Origin of the sequence: Pseudomonas sp. B21-021, from assembly GCF_024749205.1 — a bacterium.
Taxonomy (GTDB): domain Bacteria; phylum Pseudomonadota; class Gammaproteobacteria; order Pseudomonadales; family Pseudomonadaceae; genus Aquipseudomonas; species Aquipseudomonas paraglycinae.
In genome coordinates this window covers 510,778-529,055 of sequence record NZ_CP087192.1, presented here as the reverse complement: position 1 = coordinate 529,055, position 18,278 = coordinate 510,778, and the positions used below count along the sequence as shown (strand labels likewise).

The following is an 18,278-nucleotide window of genomic DNA, read 5'->3' as shown; positions in this document are numbered from 1 at the left end:
CCCATGTGACGCTGAGCGTCACGGGCTGCATTCCCACGCAGAGCGTGGGAACGATCGAGTCAGGACGGTATGGCGTGTAGGCGCTTGCCAATCACATCCAAGACATCACAGCCGTCACGCAGCGGAATCACGCAGAGCTGGGCGAAGTCGCTGAGGATGACCGAGTCGCACTCGACCGAACCGCGCATGCACATGTTTTCCAGGACCTGGATCACGGCGCGGATGCGGTAGTTGGCGGCGTCCATCAGGATGTCGAGTGGGGCATGGGTGTCGATGAACAACGTGGGCATATCGTTGCAGTTGCTGGTCAGCGCCATGAGGCGGTTGTTGGGGTGAGGGATGAATGGTTCGTAGGGTGGATCTGGATGAAGCGTGCTCATTGTTTAATCCTCTGGCAGTGAAAGAGGCGCACACCATTTCCCTCCTACAGGATTGGGTGGCAGCCATGCGCGGGGTAGGAGGACTGAGACCAGAGCACTCAGCCACGCCGAAGCGTGCCCGCGCATAACCGCCGCAAAGGATCTTACGGTCGCGTGAAAACTGCCGCAAATCTGGCAACGACGCTTATGCACTGCTCTGAAATCAGGGCTCCTACGCCCTGTCTCCACACTTGCGGAGACAGCCAAAGACTATCCCCGCACCACCGCGCCCACCAGTTCACGCAAACCGCCGCAACTCGCAGGAAACGTCCGAAGCCTTTGCCCGGAAATTTCACTCTGACTCGTCCCGCAAGTAGTCCAGCAACGCCGAAGCCGACGATTCGTCCGACGCTGAAACCGCAAAAAACCTGACAACCTTGCACCGCAAGACATCGGCGGGAAATGCCTCGAACAACGCCGGCTGCTCCTCGCTCAACCACTGCAAGGCGTTGTTGATCCGGGCATCACCGCCGAACTGCGCCAGCAGCTTTTCCGGCACCGACCACCAAGGAAATTCCCGATTCGAGACCCGCGCCCTTCCCCCGATCTCGACGGCCTGACCGTTGATCAAGCCTCGCGTGAGGACCGGCAGCAATTGACCGGCATCCACCTCGGGCGACTCAAGGATCGGCAACAAAAACCGCCCATCCCAAAACCGGAAGAACACCGCTTTCCCGTCCGGCATCAGCACCTGGGTCAAACTGCGAAAGTGCTCGACCACCGCCTCAAGCCCCGCCGAAGAAACCGCCAGCCAACCCCAGTCGCGAGACTCCGTGGTCGCCACCCAATCCAGAAACTCACTGTCCGCGTCGACGATTCCCACGTAGGGCATCACCGCATCCCACTCGGCATAGATCGTTTCCGCCCAGACCGGACTCGGCAACTGCGCACTCAGAGGCCAAACCTTCAGCGGATCCACCGCACTGGCGCTACTGAAAATCGCGAACACCTGCTCCGACGGCTTCAGCGGCACATCCTTCAACCATTGTTCAGGCTGCACAGACACCGTCCTTGCAGCGCTCGCATTCTTCGCAGAACGGTGCGTCTCCTTTAAGGCTCATGATTTGCGCGGCAGTCAGAATCGCAGCCGGTGCAGCCACCAGTTTCTCCGGCAACCCCGGCACGGTCGGCGCCGCGCTCATCGCCGCCATCGGCGCGCCACCCACCACAATCGGCACGCTGCTGAAGATCCCGCCGGGGCCAATGTTGATCCACTGCCCGCCCGCCTGAATCGTCGCGCTCGCCCCGCCGTCGATCACCACTTGCTGGCCGGCGCTGACGTGGAATTGAGCACTGGCGTTGATCGCCTGATTGCTTACGCGGATGTGCCGGTCGCCGGTCACCGTAAGGTGGTCGTCCTGCTTCACTTCGGTCTGACGCTGACCGTGGGTGATGTGCTGCTCATCGGCCTTCAGCTCATGCTTGGCGAGGCCCGTGACAACGACGCTGCGCTGGTTGTCGACCTGAACTTGCTGATCATTCAACACATGCTGCGTCCAGTTTCGCTGGGCCCGCAGGTAGATTTCCTCGGCGCCTTTGCGATCTTCGATCCGCAATTCGTTGTAGCCCCCACCGCCGGGACTACTCTGGCTGCGGAAAATACTGCGGGTCTTGTCGGCCGGCAGGTCCAGCGGCACCGGCGTCGCCGCGTTCGGCAGGCACCCCATGACCAGAGGTTTGTCGGCATCCGAATCGATAAACCCCACCAGCACTTCCATGCCGACCCGTGGAATCAGCACGCTGCCATAACGATCATGAGCCCAACCGCTGGCGACCCGCAGCCAGCAACTGGAATGCTCGTTGAGTTCGCCGTCGCGATCCCAGGCCAGTTGCACCTTGACCCGGCCGTACTCGTCGCAATGGATTTCACTGTCTTGCGGGCCGGTAACCACGGCCGGTTGATAACCGAGCATCCGTGGTTTTTCCGGGCCCATCGGCGGGCGGAAGAACACGTCCCACGGCGTGGCGAGAAAGGTATTACGGTAACCCCGGAATTCGTCGCCATCGCTGGTCACCGATTCCTCCAGCACTTGCGGCTGTCGGCCATGGTGCTCGATAGACGTAAGCAGCCAGAGGTCATTCAAATCCTGGCGCGGATGCTCAGCCAGTTGCAGGAAATGTCCGCTGACCAAAGCAGATTGATCGCTGCGCCCCTCGGCCTGACGGTAGTCGGCGACATGCCGTTCAAGCGTGCGCTGGGCCAGTTGCTTGCCGGTTTCGCGCTCGGTGAACTGGCCGGGAAAGTGGTAATCCTCCAGCACCGGGCGCTGTTCGCTTTCGGCGCGACTTTGCAGCGCCAGCCGGGGTTTGCTGAAGTCGTAATCACGTCGGGTGACCACGCTGGTGCGGGTTTCCACCCGAACGGTGAAGCGCTTGATCGCCGGTGCCGCCGCAGCCATGCCGCTGCCCGGCAGGTACAGCGTCGGCTCGGCCAGACGCGGGAACACCGTTTGATCGTCACCGAACACCAACAGATGCCCGTCCGGGCTGTGCTGAAAGTGGAAGTGAATGCCGACTTCGGCACACAGCCGCTGGATGAACGCCAGATCGCTCTCGGCGTACTGCACGCAGTATTCACGCGGCGGGTAATCGCTGCCGAGGCGAAATTCGAAGGCGTCGCGCAGGATCGCGTGATCCTTGAGGATCTGCGTCACGATCTGCGGAACGCTTTGGTGCTGGAAAATTCGCTGGTTGATCCGATGACCCAGATAGGCCAGACGCGGAACGAGGCTGACGTGATAGCGAGTCAGACGCTTGCCGGAATCCCCCTGCCCGACCCGATAGATCTGACCGTGGATACCGGAACCGTCTTCATCAAAACTCAGAAACGCCTGACAGTGCAGCAGGCTTTCCAGATCCAGATCCGGCCGTTCACTGACCAGTTCCAGGTCAAAGCGAAAGGGTTGGCTGATGGCTTCCTTGCCCGTGAACTCAAGGACTTTGAGGTCAAACTGGGCGCCTTCGACGGTCAACGTGAAACGCGGTTGATTGGCAGGCGCGAACATCCGATGTCTCTCTGCAGATTGAGGGCGGGCGATTCTGCATGAGGGGCAAGGGGTGCAGGATGGGTGACTGAAAAATCAGATTTCCCCTACTTGAAACTACGATCTCCCCTTCAAAAATCGGCGCATTCGACTACAGACTTTTCCTTCAGAAAAATCGCAGGCAATAAAAAACGGCCCGCTTCCGGGTAGGAAACGGGCCGTTTTCTTGTGAGCCTCAGCTCATTTCCATCACTTGTTCAGACGGAAATCTTTCTCGGCTGCTTCGAAGCGCTGAACCATGCCGGCGCTCGGCTGGCCCATCAGGCTGACAAAGTAGATTGCCAGGCTGGCGAAGATGAAGCCCGGGATGATTTCGTACAGACCCAGCAGCTCGAAGTGCTTCCACACGATCACGGTGATCGCGCCGACCAGGATGCCGGCCAGTGCGCCGTCACGGGTCATCTTCTTCCAGATCACCGAAATCAGCACGACCGGACCGAAGGCTGCACCGAAACCGGCCCAGGCGTAGGACACCAGACCCAGCACGCGGTTGTCCGGGTTGGCGGCCATCGCGATAGCGATCAGTGCAACCAGCAACACCATGGCGCGACCGACCCATACCAGCTCGACTTGCGAAGCGGATTTACGCAGGAAAGTCTTGTAGAAGTCTTCGGTCAGGGCGCTCGAGCACACCAGTAACTGGCAGCTCAGGGTGCTCATAACAGCAGCCAGAATGGCCGACAGCAGCACACCGGCGATCCACGGGTTGAACAGCAGCTTGGCCAGTTCGATGAACACACGCTCGTGGTTCTCGGTCACTGGACCCGCGACTTCCGGGTGCGCCGAGAAGTAAGCGATACCGAAGAAGCCCACGGCCACGGTGCCGCCCAGGCACAGGATCATCCAGGTCATGGAGATGCGACGGGCGTTGGCGATGGATTTCACCGAGTCAGCGGCCATGAAGCGCGCCAGGATGTGCGGCTGGCCGAAGTAGCCCAGGCCCCAGCCCATCAACGAGATGATGCCGATGAAGGTGGTGTTTTTCAGCATGTCGAAGTTGCTTGGATCTTGCGCTTCGATGGCCAGGAACGTGGTATCGACGCCGCCGGTGGCCAGCAGCACGATGATCGGCGTCAGCAGCAGGGCGAAGATCATCAGGGTGGCTTGCACAGTGTCGGTCCAGCTGACCGCGAGGAAACCGCCGACGAAGGTGTAGGCAATTGTCGCAGCAGCACCGGCCCACAGCGCTGTCTCGTAGGACATGCCGAAGGTGCTTTCGAACAGACGGGCACCGGCAACGATGCCGGAAGCGCAGTAGATGGTGAAGAACACCAGAATCACGACTGCCGAAATGATGCGCAGCAGGCCGCTTTTGTCTTCAAAACGGCTGGCGAAGTAGTCCGGCAGGGTCAGCGCATCGCCGTTGTGCTCGGTTTGAACACGCAGACGACCGGCGACGAACAGCCAGTTCAGGTAGGCACCGACGATCAGGCCGATGGCGATCCAGCTTTCGGACAGGCCGGACATGTAGATGGCGCCCGGCAGGCCCATCAGCAACCAGCCGCTCATGTCGGAAGCGCCGGCGGACAATGCGGTCACCACGCTGCCCAGGCTGCGGCCGCCCAGAATATAGTCGGAAAGGTTGTTGGTGGAGCGATAGGCCATGAAGCCGATCAGCACCATTGCTGCGATGTAGATCACGAACGTGATCAGGGTTGGATTGCTTGCGCTCATTACGTACGTGCCCTGGCTTTGTTTTTATGTAGCGGCGGCGGTTGCACCGTTTGCAGACTGAGGTCTGACAGACGATTCGCACGGCCGCGCATTTATGACCAATGTTTCCCCAGGAAAGCCATTGGCCGGTACACCGGGTTTTCCCCGGTTGCACCTTGGGCGCGAATCCTATTCAACAAACTAAAACAGGTGCAACCAGTTTCTTGAGAATTAGTTGCACCTAATCGGAATTATCCCGAAAAGGCGGTTTTTTGCTCCCTTTTAGCGCAGTCAGGGGCCTTTGCTAGAAGCAAAAGCACCAAGCAGGAGCGGCACTTTCGTACCAGAAATTATTTCCTGACGAGCTGCAGAATATTCCGACAAAAAAGGGTTGCACCCGGTTGCACCTGTTTCGGCTCGCGGCTAATCTTGCCGCCAGCTGTTGTCGCGCAACTGCGGCACCTATGAGGATAAAAATATGGCTACCACCACCCTTGGGGTCAAACTTGACGACCCGACCCGCGAGCGCCTGAAGGCCGCCGCGACCTCGATTGATCGCACACCGCACTGGCTGATCAAGCAGGCAATTTTCAATTACCTGGAAAAACTCGAGGGTGGTGCAACCCTGACCGAGCTGAACGGTTTGACCGCCAAGGACGCCGACGACGCGGGCGAAGTCCACACCGATCACGCTCACCAATGCTTCCTTGAATTCGCCGAAAGCATCCTGCCGCAATCGGTTCTGCGCGCCTCGATCACCGCTGCTTACCGTCGCCCTGAGCCGGAAGTCGTGCCGATGCTGATCGAGCAGGCTCGCCTGCCGGCGCCGATGGCCGAAGCCACCAACAAACTCGCCGCAACCATCGCGGAAAAACTGCGTAACCAGAAGAGTGCCGGCGGTCGTGCAGGCATTGTTCAGGGCCTGCTGCAGGAATTTTCCCTGTCGTCCCAGGAAGGCGTGGCACTGATGTGCCTGGCCGAAGCGCTGCTGCGTATCCCGGACAAGGGCACTCGCGATGCGCTGATCCGCGACAAGATCAGCACCGGCAACTGGCAGCCGCACCTGGGCAACAGCCCGTCGCTGTTCGTCAACGCCGCGACCTGGGGCCTGCTGCTGACCGGCAAACTGGTCTCCACCCACAACGAAGCCGGCCTGACTTCGTCCCTGAGCCGCATCATCGGCAAGAGTGGCGAGCCGATGATCCGCAAGGGCGTCGACATGGCCATGCGCTTGATGGGCGAGCAGTTCGTGACCGGCGAAACCATCGCCGAAGCCCTGGCCAACGCGAGCAAGTTCGAAGCCAAGGGCTTCCGTTATTCCTACGACATGCTCGGTGAAGCGGCGCTGACCGAACACGACGCCCAGAAGTACCTGGCCTCGTACGAACAAGCCATCCATTCGATCGGCAAAGCGTCCCACGGCCGTGGGATTTATGAAGGCCCGGGCATCTCGATCAAACTGTCGGCCCTGCACCCGCGTTATAGTCGCGCCCAGTACGAGCGCGTGATGGATGAGCTGTACCCGCGTCTGCTGTCGCTGACCCTGCTGGCCAAGCAATACGACATCGGCCTGAACATCGACGCCGAAGAAGCCGACCGCCTGGAGCTGTCGCTGGATCTGCTCGAGCGCCTGTGCTTCGAACCGCAACTGACTGGCTGGAACGGCATCGGTTTCGTGATCCAGGCTTACCAGAAGCGTTGCCCGTACGTGATCGACTACGTGATCGACCTGGCTCGCCGCAGCCGTCATCGCCTGATGATCCGCCTGGTGAAAGGCGCGTACTGGGACAGCGAAATCAAGCGCGCCCAGGTCGAAGGCCTGGAAGGCTATCCGGTCTACACCCGCAAGGTGTACACCGACGTTTCCTACATCGCCTGCGCCCGCAAACTGCTGTCGGTACCGGAAGTCATCTACCCGCAGTTCGCCACGCACAACGCCCACACCCTGTCGGCGATTTATCACATTGCCGGTCAGAACTATTACCCGGGCCAGTACGAATTCCAGTGCCTGCACGGCATGGGCGAACCTTTGTACGAGCAGGTTGTAGGCAAAGTTTCCGAAGGCAAGCTGAACCGTCCGTGCCGCGTGTACGCTCCGGTCGGCACTCACGAAACCCTGCTGGCGTACCTCGTACGTCGTCTGCTGGAAAACGGCGCTAACACTTCGTTCGTCAACCGCATCGCCGACCAGTCGATTTCGATCCAGGAACTGGTGGCTGATCCAGTTGCGCAGATCGAGCAGATGGCGACCGTGGAAGGTGGTTTCGGCCTGCCGCACCCGCGCATTCCGCTGCCGCGTGATCTGTATGGATCCGAGCGCGCCAACTCCAGCGGCATCGACATGGCCAACGAACATCGTCTGGCCTCGCTGTCCTGCGCCCTGCTGGCCACCGCGCACAACAACTGGAAAGCCGCGCCGATACTCGGTTGCGCCTCCAGCAACGAAGCGCCGGCACCGGTGCTGAACCCGTCCGATCTGCGTGACGTGGTCGGCCACGTGCAGGAAGCCACCGTCGAAGACGTCGACAACGCCATTCAATGCGCCCTGAACGCCGCTCCGATCTGGCAGGCCACCCCGCCGGCCGAACGTGCCGCGATTCTGGAACGTGCCGCTGATTTGATGGAAGGCGAGATCCAGCCGCTGATGGGCCTGCTGGCCCGCGAGGCCGGCAAGACTTTCGCCAACGCCATCGCCGAAGTCCGCGAAGCCGTCGACTTCCTGCGTTATTACGCAGTGCAGGCACGCAACGATTTCAGCAACGACGCCCACCGCCCACTGGGCCCGGTGGTCTGCATCAGCCCGTGGAACTTCCCGCTGGCGATCTTCAGCGGTCAAGTCGCCGCCGCACTGGCCGCCGGTAACCCGGTGCTGGCCAAACCGGCCGAACAGACTCCGCTGGTCGCCGCACAAGCCGTGCGCCTGATGCTCGAAGCCGGAATTCCGGAAGGCGTGCTGCAACTGCTGCCGGGTCGCGGTGAAACCGTCGGCGCCGGCCTGGTGGGCGATGAGCGCGTCAAAGGCGTGATGTTCACCGGCTCCACTGAAGTCGCGCGTCTGCTGCAACGCAACATCGCCGGTCGCCTCGACAACCAGGGCCGCCCGATTCCGCTGATCGCCGAAACCGGCGGCCAGAACGCGATGATCGTCGACTCTTCGGCACTGACCGAACAGGTGGTGATCGACGTGGTGTCGTCGGCCTTCGACAGCGCCGGCCAGCGCTGCTCGGCCCTGCGCGTCCTGTGCTTGCAGGAGGATTCCGCAGATCGCGTCATCGAAATGCTCAAAGGTGCGATGGCTGAAAGCCGTCTCGGCAACCCGGAGCGCCTGTCCGTGGACATCGGCCCGGTGATCGACGCCGAAGCCAAGGCCGGTATCGAGAAGCACATCCAGGGCATGCGCGACAAAGGTCGCAACGTGTACCAGGTGGCCATCGCCGATACCGAGGAAGTCAAACGCGGCACCTTCGTCATGCCGACCCTGATCGAACTGGAAAGCTTCGACGAGCTGCAACGCGAGATCTTCGGCCCGGTGCTGCACGTGGTGCGCTACAAGCGTAAAGAGATCGACCAGTTGATCGCCCAGATCAACGCCTCCGGTTACGGCCTGACCCTCGGCGTGCACACCCGCATCGACGAGACCATCGCCAAGGTGATCGACAACGTCAACGCCGGTAACGTCTACGTCAACCGCAACATCGTGGGTGCCGTGGTCGGCGTCCAGCCGTTCGGTGGCGAAGGCCTGTCGGGTACCGGTCCGAAGGCCGGTGGCCCGCTGTACCTGTACCGTCTGCTGTCGACGCGTCCTACCGATGCCATCGAACAGTCCTTCGCTCGCGGTGATGCTGCCGTGGCACCGGACGTTCGTCTGCGCGACGCCATGAGCAAACCGCTGACCGCCCTGAAAGCCTGGGCCGACAGCAACAAGTTCGCCGACCTGAGCACTTTGTGCGTGCAGTACGCGGCCCAGTCGCAAAGCGGTATCACCCGCGTGCTGGCCGGCCCGACCGGCGAGAAGAACAGCTACGCGATCCTGCCGCGCGAGCACGTGCTGTGCCTGGCGGACATCGAAGGTGATCTGCTGACCCAGCTCGCGGCGGTATTGGCGGTGGGCGGTTCGGCGGTCTGGCCGGAATCCGACACCAGCAAGGCATTGTTCGCACGCCTGCCGAAGGAGATTCAGGCGCGGATCAAGCTGGTTTCCGACTGGAACAAGGATGACGTGGTGTTCGATGCGGTTCTGCATCACGGCCATTCCGACCAGTTGCGTGCGGTCTGCCAGCAGATCGCCAAGCGTGCCGGCGCCATCGTTGGAGTTCAGGGCCTGTCCCAGGGCGAGACCAACATTGCGCTGGAGCGCTTGGTGATCGAGCGCGCGCTGAGCGTCAACACTGCGGCAGCGGGCGGTAACGCCAGCCTGATGACCATCGGCTAAACCCCGCGCGATCGTTCCCACGCTCCGCGTGGGAATGCAGCCCGGGACGCTCCGCGTCCCATCGGTGCCAGACTTGAAGTTGGCAGCGCGGCTGGAACGCGGAGCGTCCCTTGAGGCATTCCCACGCAGAGCGTGGGAACGATCAGCACAGGAACATAGAAATGGGCGCCCTCACCGGCGCCCATTTTTTTGGCCTCTCCATCACCGTTATCAATCTTCCTGTTCAGCCTTTATTCGCACGCCTAGACTCGGCCCATTCCAAAAAAAGGTAGGCCGCCATGTCCGAGACGCTGCTCAGTTCCCGCAATCTGGCTTTCGAGCTGTACGAAGTCCTCGATGCCGAGGGCCTGACCCGGCGCGAGCGGTTTGCCGAGCACAACCGCGAAACCTTCGATGCTGCCATTGGCACGGCGCGCAACATCGCCGAAAAGTACTTCGCACCGCACAACCGCAAGGGCGACGAGAACGAGCCGCGCTACGAGAACGGTCAGGCGATTCTGATTCCCGAAGTGAAACCGGCGGTGGATGCCTTCCTCGAAGCCGGATTCCTCAACGCGGCGCGCAGTTTCGACGCCGGCGGCATGCAACTTCCTACACTGTTGTCCCAGGCCTGCTTCGCCCACTTCCAGTCAGCCAACGCGGCGTCGACCTCATACCCGTTCCTGACCATGGGCGCCGCCAACCTGATCGAAAGTTTCGGCACCGAAGAGCAGAAGCAGCGCTTCCTGCAACCGATGATCGACGGCCGCTTCTTCGGCACCATGGCCCTGACCGAACCCCATGCCGGCTCGTCACTGTCGGATATTCGTACACGCGCAGAGCCTGCGTCCGACGGCACTTACCGCCTCAAGGGCAACAAGATTTTCATTTCCGGCGGCGATCACCCGCTCTCGGAAAACATCGTGCACATGGTGCTGGCCAAGCTGCCGGACGCTCCGGCCGGGGTGAAGGGGATTTCGCTGTTTATCGTGCCGAAGTTTCTGGTCAACGATGACGGCAGTCTGGGCAAGCGCAACGACGTGTTGCTGGCCGGGCTGTTCCACAAGATGGGCTGGCGCGGCACGACGTCCACGGCGCTGAACTTCGGCGATAACGGCGAGTGCGTCGGCTATCTGGTAGGCAAGCCGCATCACGGCTTGAGCTATATGTTCCAGATGATGAACGAGGCGCGGATCGGCGTCGGCATGGGCGCGGTGATGCTTGGTTATGCCGGTTATCTGTACTCGCTGGAATACGCTCGCGAACGTCCGCAGGGCCGGGTGCCGGACAGCAAGGACCCGACGACGGCGCCGGTGGCGATCATTCAGCACGCCGATGTCAGACGCATGCTGCTGACGCAGAAATCCTACGTCGAAGGTGCTTTCGATCTCGGTCTGTATGCGGCACGGCTGTTCGATGACACCACCACGCTGGAAACCGAGGCCGAACGCAAACAAGCGCATGAACTGCTGGATTTGCTGACGCCGATCGTCAAATCCTGGCCGTCGGAGTTCTGCCTGAAAGCCAACGAACTGGCGATCCAGATTCTCGGTGGCCACGGCTACACCCGCGAATACCCGGTGGAGCAGTATTACCGCGACAACCGTCTGAACCCGATCCACGAAGGCACCCACGGCATTCAGTCGCTGGACTTACTCGGGCGCAAACTGGCGCAGAACGGTGGCGCCGGGCTCAAGCAACTGATTCGCCTGATTGCCGACACCGCCGAGCGCGCGGTGGCGTACGAATCGTTGACTGAATTGCGTGAGCCGCTGGAGAAACTGGTGGCGCGCTTACAGACGGTGACCATCGGTCTGCTGACGGATCTGGCTCAGGGCAAGGTCAACAGCAGCCTGGCGAACTCGGCGTTGTACCTGAAGGTGTTCGGGCACGCGGTGATTGGCTGGCGCTGGCTGGAGCAGGCGATTCGAGCCGAGGAAGGGTTGGCCAAGGGGAATGCGGCGGATGCCGACTTCTATAAGGGCAAGTTGCAGGCGGCGCGGTATTTTCTGACGTGGGAAGTGCCGGGGTGCCAACATGAGCTGACGTTGCTGGAGGCGCGGGATGATACGTGTCTGGCAATGCAGGATGCGTGGTTCTGATCCCACGGTGATCGTTCCCACGCTCCGCGTGGGAATGCCTCCTGTGACGCTCTGCGTCACGATCTTGAGAGGACGCGGAGCGTCCGGGGCTGCATTCCCACGCAGAGCGTGGGAACGATCAATCAAGATAGTTTGAACCCACCCATCTGCCGCGCCAGATCATCCGCCAACCGCTGCAACATCTGACAATCCTCACGACAAGCCCGAACCTCCCCCGCCGTCGCCCGGGCCAGATCGGAAATCCCCTGCACGTTGCGGTTGATCTCCTCGGTCACCGCCGACTGTTCCTCAGTCGCCGTCGCCACCTGGTGGTTCATGTCACTGATGCGCTCGACCTGCCCGGTAATCGCAGTCAAAGAAGCCCCGGTACGCTGACTCGATTCAACACCAGTCCCCGTCGCGGCCTGCCCGGTGCGCATCGATGAAACCGCATTCTCCGCCCCCTGCTTGAGGCTGCCGATCATCTGCTGGATCTCGTCGGTAGACGCCTGAGTCCGTCGCGCCAATGTCCGCACTTCATCCGCCACCACCGCAAAACCACGCCCCATGTCCCCGGCCCGCGCCGCTTCGATCGCCGCGTTCAACGCCAAAAGGTTGGTCTGCTCGGACACCCCGCGAATCACCGCCAGCACCTGATCGATCGACGCCACCTGATGCGCTAGCTCACCCACCGCGCCCGCCGCGACGCCGATTTCATCGGACATGCTTTCTATATGGCGAATCGAGCCCCCGACCACTTCCCGCGCCTGCATCGCTTCATCACGAGCGGTTTGTGAGGCGAGCGCGGCATTGCCGGCGTTCTGGGCGATTTCCTGCACGGTCAGGCCCATTTCGTGGACGGCGGTGGCGACCATGTCGGTCATTTCCTGCTGACGACCTGAGCGCTCGGCGGTGTTATCCACAACCCGGGCCACCTGGCCGACGGCAACACGCAGACGCTCGCTGGTGGTCAGCACTTCGCCGATCATTCCGCGCTGGCTATCAAGGAAACGGTTGAAGCCCCGAGCGAGGTCGCCCAACTCATCCGCGCGGCTGGAATCTAACCGATGGGTCAAATCTCCACCACCGCTACCGATTGCTACCAGCGCAGCTGTTACCTGACGAATCGGTCGCACCAATCCCTGAGCCAGCCAGATCACCAGCGCCAGGCAAACCAGTGCCACCGCCAGACCGATGCCGCTGCTCATCCACATCGCCCGGCGGGCTTCGGCGTAGATCTGCGACTGTGGCACTTCGGCCACCAGGGTCCAGCCGAGGTCGCGCAAAGGCAGGCTGAAGGCGAGGAAGTCTTCGCCATCGCGCTGGAAGCTGCTGTTGGTTGCCACTTTATGGCCCATGACCGCTTGTGCTGCCGAGCCACCGATCTGCTCGCTCAAGGTGCGCTTGCCGCTGAACTGCGCCTCGGGATGGACCTGGATCAAACCGTCGGAACGCACGAGATAGACCTTCCCGCGCTCGCCGAAGCTGAAGTTGTGGATCAGCTCCGACAGCTCTTTCATGCTCAACCCGAGCCCCGCGACACCGACCACTTTGCCGGCCTGCTCGACCTTCAAATCGATGAACAGCGCCAGCTCTCCGGTCGCCCCGTCGTTGTCGATGTTCAGGGTTCGCGGCTGGTTGCTGTCGAGGAAAGAGTAAAACCACGCATCGGCCGGTTTGGATCGGCTGAGGGTGCGATCCAGGCCTTTTTCGGTGATGTAATGATTGGATTCGGTGCCGATGATCAGCGCGGTAAACGCCTTGTGTTCGGCGCGGATGCCTTCCAGATACTGCGCAAAGCCCGCCGTTTTGGCGGAGTCTTCACCATTGGCCAGCCAGTCGCGGACCATCGTGTTACTGGCGATGTCCTTGGCGGCGGTGAGGGGTTGAACGAGGATTCGTTCGATGTCGTTGCGCGTCGCTTCGATGCTCGACGGCAGCGCCTGTTCGACCAGATAGCTCTGGGCGAGGCGGTTGACCACCAGGGTATAAATGCCAACCACGATCAGAATGCTGACCAGCAGGGCGGTGCCCATACCGAGGATCAGCTGCCATTGAATACTGCGACGCCAGAACTGCATGGAGCACCCCCAAAGAATAAGAGGCTGAAACACTGCAACAGCCGTGCCGATTGTATACAACGCAATCGACAATCTTATTCTTTGGTTGTGCGCAACCCCATCAACCCTGATTGATGGTCTTGGCGATGGTCTCGACCGTGGCGCTGACTTGCTCTTGGTAACGCTCGAGTTCTTCCTGATGCTGTTTCTTCATTTCAATCTGCTGCGAGCACAGATTCATCGCCGCGAGCACCAGCAGGCGGTCGCCGATCAGCGTCGGGTATTTGCGCTTGGTGTCGGCCAGTGCGGCCTTGAGCATCAATGCGGCGTCCAGCAGGGTCTGTTCTTCCCCGGCCGGTGCCTTGATCGAATAGTCCTCCCCCATGATGGAGATGACTTTTACCCCTGCTGTGCCGTGGTTCATGCGCTGACAGGGCCTGCGTTGACGCGATCAACCAGGGCCTGGATGCGCGCGGCGGTGGCGCCGTGCTTTTCTTCCTGTTCCATCAGGCTCAGTTGCAGGCTTTCGTTTTCATCCTTGGCCTGGGCCAGTTCCGTGGACAGGGTCTGGTTGGTTTCCGACAGGGTCTGGTTCTGTTGCACCAGGTCGCTGACAAGCTGTTCCAATTGGCTGAGGGATGCTTCCAACATTTTGATCTTCCAGGGCTTTTTCAAAGGGCGCGTACGATAAAGAAAAGTCGTCGTTGACGCCAGGGTTAAACCGGCGCAAGGCCTTGATTTTCCTGGCGGCTCGACCGTTCTTGCGAGTCTTAGAGACTGTCATCTGCCAATCTGGTTCCTGCACTTCGTCGCTTGCGTGCGGATGCGACAAATACGCACATGGACTAAAGAGTTCATTCGCCTGACCGATAAGTCACCCAACAGCAGTCTCAGCCCGCACGGATGCGGCCCTTCCCTGGTATCCGCCTCCATGTCCCTTCGTAATATGAACATCGCCCCCCGGGCGTTCACCGGCTTCGCCTTGATCGGCGGCCTGATGCTGATTCTCGGCGTGTTCGCCCTGAATCAGATGAGCAAGATCCGCGCAGCAGGCGAAGACATCGCCACGGCCAGCGTGCCTTCGATCAAAGCCCTCGACGAATTCACCCAGTTGACCCTGCGCCTGCGCGTGCTGTCGTATCGGTTGCTGATCAACCGTGAGCCAGACGTCCAGCAAAAAACCATCGAGCTGTTCGATTTGCGCAACCGGCAGATCACCGACGCGCAACGCGCCTACGAGCCGCTGATCGATGGCCCGCAAGAACGCGCGGCTTATGATCAGTACGTGCAGTTGCTGGCGCAGTACCGCCAGCTCGAAGACCGGATGAAGACTCTGTCGCGCAACAATCAGGTCGACGAACTGCGGCAGATGCTCAACACCGATTTGCTCGCCAATTCCGAAGCGGTGAATACCGCTCTCGCGCGCTTGCTGGAGATCAACACCCAACAGATCGCCGAGACCAATCAGGGCGCCACTGATCAGTATTCGATGTCGTTTAATCTGGTCGTGACCCTGTTAATCATCGCCACCGGCCTGACTTTGTTGTTCGCCTGGCTGTTGACCAGCAGCATTACCAAACCAATTGCCAAGGCACTGGATGCGGCGGAAACCATCGCCGAAGGCAACCTGACCCAGCCGATTCACGTTGACGGCACCGACGAAGCCGGGCGCCTGCTGGCGGCCATGGCCAAGATGCAATCGAAGCTGCGCGACACCCTGCAGCGGATTTCCGGCTCGGCCACCCAACTGGCCTCCGCCGCCGAAGAGCTGAACAGCGTCACCGACGAAAGCGCCCGTGGGCTGACCCAGCAGAACAACGAAATCGAACAGGCCGCCACCGCGGTCAACGAGATGACCAGCGCTGTTGAAGAAGTCGCGCGCAACGCGGTCAGCACGTCGGAAGCCTCGAAGAACGCCACCACCTCTGCCGGCGACGGGCGCGATCTGGTGCAGGAAACCGTCAGCGCCATCGAACGCATGAGCGCCGACGTGCAGAGCACCGCGACCCTGATCGGCGACCTGGCCAACGAATCCCGCGACATCGGCAAGGTACTGGACGTGATCCGTGGCCTGGCTGACCAGACCAACCTGCTGGCACTGAACGCTGCGATTGAAGCGGCCCGTGCCGGTGAAGCCGGCCGTGGTTTTGCTGTGGTGGCTGACGAAGTCCGTGCCCTGGCGCACCGCACCCAGCAGTCGACCAGCGAGATCGAGCGCATGATCGGCAGCATCCAGAGCGGCACCGAACACGCCGTGGACTCGATGCGCAACAGCACCGAGCGCGCCGAGTCGACCCTGAACATCGCCCGTGGCGCCGGTCTGTCGCTGGACACGATCAACACGGCCATCGTCGAAATCAACGAGCGCAACCTGGTGATCGCCAGCGCCGCCGAAGAACAGGCGCAGGTTGCGCGGGAAGTCGATCGCAACCTGGTGAACATCCGCGATCTGTCGGTGCAGTCGGCGACCGGCGCGAATCAGACCAGTGCGGCGAGCAACGAGCTGTCGCGATTGGCGCTGGATCTGAACAATATGGTTGGGCGGTTCAGCCTCTAACCCTCTGCATTGATCGTTCCCCCGTCGAGGCACCGAACCGTCTGCGGGGGAATGCAGCCGCCCTCTGCGTTGATCGTTCCCACGCTCTGCGTGGGAACGCAGCCCGGGACGCTCCGCGTCCCAGAAGCGGACGCAGAGCGTCCATTAAGGTATTCCCACGCGGAGCGTGGGAACGATCATGCGCCAAGCTGAAAAACCTTTTTGACAGCATCACATTTCAACAGGTTAGAATCGCTGGCACGCAGACTGCATGGTCAGTTTGTGCCCGTCTTTCCGCTTCTGGAGTACTGCCTTTGAATGCGACGACCATCAACAGCCTGTTCTTGATCGGCGCGTTGCTGGTAGGCGCAAGCATTCTTGTCAGCTCCCTTTCTTCCCGTCTCGGCATCCCGATTCTGGTGATCATCCTCGCGGTCGGCATGACTGCCGGGGTCGATGGCGGCGGCATCATTTTCGATAACTACCCGACGGCCTATCTGGTCGGCAACCTCGCGCTGGCAGTGATCCTGCTCGACGGCGGCTTGCGCACCCGGGTGTCCAGTTTCCGCGTGGCCCTGTGGCCGGCCCTGTCGCTGGCCACGGTCGGAGTGCTCATCACCACCGGCCTCACCGGCATGGCCGCCGCCTGGTTGTTCGATCTCAATCTGATTCAAGGCCTGCTGATCGGCGCCATCGTCGGCTCCACGGACGCCGCGGCGGTGTTCTCGCTGCTTGGCGGCAAGGGCCTGAACGAGCGGGTGACCGCCAGCCTGGAAATCGAATCCGGCAGCAACGACCCGATGGCGGTGTTCCTCACCGTGACCCTGATCGACATGCTCGCCAGCGGCCAGACCGGCCTGCACTGGAGCCTGTTGACCCACCTGATCCGCGAGTTCGGCATCGGTGGGGTGATCGGCCTGGGCGGTGGCTGGCTGATGCTGCAACTGGTCAACCGGATCAATCTGGCCGCCGGCCTGTATCCAATTCTGGTGATCGCCGGCGGTCTGGTGGTGTTCGCCCTGACCAACGCCCTGCACGGCAGCGGCTTCCTCGCCGTGTACCTGTGCGGTCTGGTGATCGGCAACCGCCCGGTGCGCAGCCGCCACGGCATCCTGCACATGCTCGACGGCATGGCGTGGCTGGCGCAGATCGGCATGTTCCTGGTGCTGGGTTTGCTGGTCACTCCGCATGATTTGCTGCCGATCGCCGTACCTGCCCTGGGTCTGGCGCTGTGGATGATCCTGTTCGCCCGGCCACTGTCGGTGCTGGTCGGGCTGCTGCCGTTCAAGGCCTTCCACGGTCGCGAGAAAGCCTTCATTTCCTGGGTTGGCCTGCGTGGCGCGGTACCGATCATTCTGGCGGTGTTCCCGCTGATGGCCGGGCTGCCGAATGCACAGCTGTACTTCAACCTCGCCTTCTTTATCGTGCTGGTGTCGCTGCTGGTGCAGGGCACGAGCCTGCCGTGGGTGGCCAAGCTGCTCAAGGTGACGGTACCGCCGGAGCCGGCGCCGATTTCGCGGGCAGCGCTCGAAGTGCACGTCACCAGCGAGTGGGAGCTGTTCGTTTACAAACTCGGCGCGGAAAAATGGTGCATCGGTTCGCCCCTGCGCGAGCTGAAAATGCCCGAAGGCACACGTATCGCTGCCCTGTTTCGCGGCCAGCAACTGCTCCATCCGTCGGGTAGTACGGTGCTGGAAGTCGATGATTTGCTGTGTGTTATCGGCCATGAACACAACCTTCCGGCCCTCGGGAAACTGTTCAGCCAGGCGCCGCAACGCGGCCTCGATCTGCGCTTCTTCGGCGACTTCGTACTCGAGGGAGACGCCCAGCTCAAAGCGGTTGCCGCCCTGTACGGCCTGCCCGCCGAAGGCATCGATCCGGAGATGACCCTGGGCCACTTCATTGCCCAGAAAGTCGGCGGTGCACCGATCGTTGGCGACCAGGTGGAATGGAACAACACCCACTGGACGGTTGCGGTCATGGACGGGAACAAGATCGGCAAAGTGGGCGTCAGATTCCCCGAAGGAAGTCGCCCGGGCCCCGGGCTCTTCCTCTAAACTGCGTCCACTCTCAC

General features: G+C 61.4%; 11 protein-coding genes and 1 pseudogene. 5 read left to right on the top strand and 7 right to left on the bottom strand.

From position 1 onward, the window contains the following. Positions 1-59 precede the first annotated feature (59 nt). From LOY31_RS02330 to putP, 4 genes are all read right to left on the bottom strand, one after another. Positions 60-380 (bottom strand): hypothetical protein, encoded by a 321-nt coding sequence (locus LOY31_RS02330; protein ID WP_085608455.1) that lies wholly within the window; start codon positions 378-380, stop codon positions 60-62. Positions 381-711: 331 nt separating this feature from the next. Next, entirely contained in the window at positions 712-1,419 is a 708-nt protein-coding gene (locus LOY31_RS02325) for a DUF4123 domain-containing protein (protein ID WP_221533683.1), read from the bottom strand. Continuing rightward, entirely contained in the window at positions 1,409-3,424 is a 2,016-nt protein-coding gene (locus LOY31_RS02320) for a type VI secretion system tip protein VgrG (RefSeq protein WP_221533682.1), read from the bottom strand. Before LOY31_RS02320 ends, LOY31_RS02325 begins: the two co-directional genes overlap by 11 nt. 228 nt (positions 3,425-3,652) lie before the next feature. Next, a complete protein-coding gene (gene putP / locus LOY31_RS02315; RefSeq protein ID WP_258712785.1) occupies positions 3,653-5,137 on the bottom strand; it encodes a sodium/proline symporter PutP in 1,485 nt (494 codons plus the stop codon). Between the two features lie 457 nt (positions 5,138-5,594). Between putP and putA the strand changes: the two genes are divergently transcribed. After that, the gene (gene putA / locus LOY31_RS02310) at positions 5,595-9,548 is read left to right on the top strand and encodes a trifunctional transcriptional regulator/proline dehydrogenase/L-glutamate gamma-semialdehyde dehydrogenase (RefSeq protein WP_258712784.1); all 3,954 of its coding nucleotides are present in this window, start codon (positions 5,595-5,597) and stop codon (positions 9,546-9,548) included. Between the two features lie 278 nt (positions 9,549-9,826). Further along, positions 9,827-11,629 carry an acyl-CoA dehydrogenase gene (locus tag LOY31_RS02305; protein WP_258712783.1) on the top strand — a complete coding sequence of 601 codons (1,803 nt, stop codon included), beginning with the start codon at positions 9,827-9,829 and terminating at the stop codon, positions 11,627-11,629. 122 nt (positions 11,630-11,751) lie between these two features. Here LOY31_RS02305 and LOY31_RS02300 read toward each other — a convergent pair whose 3' ends face one another. From LOY31_RS02300 to LOY31_RS02290, 3 genes are all read right to left on the bottom strand, one after another. Continuing rightward, complete coding sequence (locus LOY31_RS02300; protein WP_085608449.1) at positions 11,752-13,689, bottom strand: methyl-accepting chemotaxis protein; 1,938 nt, start codon at positions 13,687-13,689, stop codon at positions 11,752-11,754. Positions 13,690-13,789: 100 nt separating this feature from the next. Further along, the gene (locus LOY31_RS02295; RefSeq protein ID WP_007952314.1) at positions 13,790-14,092 is read right to left on the bottom strand and encodes a cell division protein ZapA; all 303 of its coding nucleotides are present in this window, start codon (positions 14,090-14,092) and stop codon (positions 13,790-13,792) included. Further along, complete coding sequence (locus tag LOY31_RS02290) at positions 14,089-14,319, bottom strand: hypothetical protein (RefSeq protein ID WP_007952320.1); 231 nt, start codon at positions 14,317-14,319, stop codon at positions 14,089-14,091. Before LOY31_RS02290 ends, LOY31_RS02295 begins: the two co-directional genes overlap by 4 nt. A gap of 172 nt (positions 14,320-14,491) precedes the next feature. Between LOY31_RS02290 and LOY31_RS29420 the strand changes: the two are divergent. From LOY31_RS29420 to LOY31_RS02280, 3 genes and pseudogenes are all read left to right on the top strand, one after another. Beyond that, positions 14,492-15,370 (top strand): annotated as a pseudogene (locus LOY31_RS29420) (MCP four helix bundle domain-containing protein); the annotation flags it as partial. Then, on the top strand, positions 15,353-16,225 hold the full coding sequence (locus LOY31_RS29415; RefSeq protein WP_371850982.1) for a methyl-accepting chemotaxis protein: 873 nt from the start codon (positions 15,353-15,355) through the stop codon (positions 16,223-16,225). The pseudogene LOY31_RS29420 and the gene LOY31_RS29415, both read left to right, overlap by 18 nt. 293 nt (positions 16,226-16,518) lie before the next feature. Next, positions 16,519-18,261 (top strand): potassium/proton antiporter, encoded by a 1,743-nt coding sequence (locus LOY31_RS02280; RefSeq protein WP_258712782.1) that lies wholly within the window; start codon positions 16,519-16,521, stop codon positions 18,259-18,261. Positions 18,262-18,278 lie beyond the last annotated feature (17 nt).